Here is a 1,297-nt window from a genome sequence, read left to right on the forward strand (position 1 = left end):
CGCCCAGCGCCTCGCCACCGCGACGCTGCGTCAGCTGCCGCGCGCCGACCGGGCGCTGAAGCCGTTTCTCGTGAAACAGCCGCCCCTCGCGGTGCGGGGTGCCCTGCGGCTCGGCGCGGTCGAGATCATGGAAGGGGCGGCGCCGCACGGCGTGGTCAACGCCATGGTGCAGATCATGTCCAAGGGCAAACGGACCCAGAGCTACAAGGGCCTCGTCAACGCGGTGCTGCGCAAGCTCGGCGATCAGCCGCCCGAGGCCTTCGCCAGGTTGCCGGTGCCCAAGCTGCCCAACTGGCTGCGCGGGCCGATGGTCGCGGCCTGGGGTCGCAAGGCGGTCGAGGCGATGGAGGCGGTGCAGGCCGAGACCCCGCCGCTCGACCTGACGGCCAAGGGTGATCCGGCGGCGCTGGCCGAGGCCATGGGCGGCGAGGTGCTGCCCACGGGCTCAGTGCGGCTGCGCGAGGCGGGGCAGGTCTCGGCCCTGCCGGGTTTCGATGCGGGCGACTGGTGGGTGCAGGACGCCGCCGCCGCCGTGGCGGCCCGCGTGTTGGGTGCCAGGCCCGGCGAGCGCGTGCTCGACATGTGCGCCGCTCCGGGTGGCAAGACCATGCAGCTTGCGGCCACGGGGGCCGAGGTGACGGCGCTCGATCTTTCGGAGACGCGGCTGGGACGGCTGCGCGAGAACCTTGCCCGCACCGGGTTCACGGCGCGGATCGTGCAGGGCGACGCGCTGGAATTCGACGAGGCGGGCTTCGACGCGATCCTGCTCGATGCGCCCTGCTCGGCCACCGGCACGATCCGCCGCCACCCGGACCTGCCGCATGCCAAGGACGGGGCGGAGTTCGGCGCGCTGATCGCGCTTCAGGCCGAGATGATCGATCACGCGCTGAAGCTGCTCGCGCCCGGCGGGCGGCTGGTCTTCTGCACCTGCTCGCTGTTGCCCGACGAGGGCGAGGTGCAGGTCGAGGAGGCGCTGGAGCGCCACGCGGGGCTTGAGAACGACCTCGCGGCGCTGGAGCGCCCGGGCATCGAGCCTGGCTGGATCGGCGCGGAGGGGCTGCGGCTGCGCCCCGATTTCTGGGCCGATCGGGGCGGCATGGACGGCTTCTTCATCGCCTGCCTGAGGCGGCCCGCGCGCGACGGGTGACAAGCGCCCCTGCCGGGGCCTAGCATGGCGCCGAACGGGGCGAGGGGATGGTGGCCGATGGCGGTCCTGCAGCGCGGATGGGGGATCGAGCGGCTGCGCTGGCACGCGGATGCCCGCGCGCCCGTGCCCGATGCGCTGGCCCGACCGGCC

1 protein-coding gene is annotated in these 1,297 nt (G+C 73.9%); it reads left to right on the forward strand.

From position 1 onward, the window contains the following. Positions 1 to 1,147, forward strand: a 1,147-nt coding sequence (locus NHG85_RS04790; RefSeq protein WP_253330323.1) for an RsmB/NOP family class I SAM-dependent RNA methyltransferase, incomplete at its 5' end; no start/stop codon positions are given. Between the last annotated feature and the right edge of the window lie 150 nt (positions 1,148 to 1,297).

This window comes from Limimaricola litoreus (genome assembly GCF_024159025.1).
Classification (GTDB): Bacteria; Pseudomonadota; Alphaproteobacteria; order Rhodobacterales; family Rhodobacteraceae; genus Limimaricola; species Limimaricola litoreus.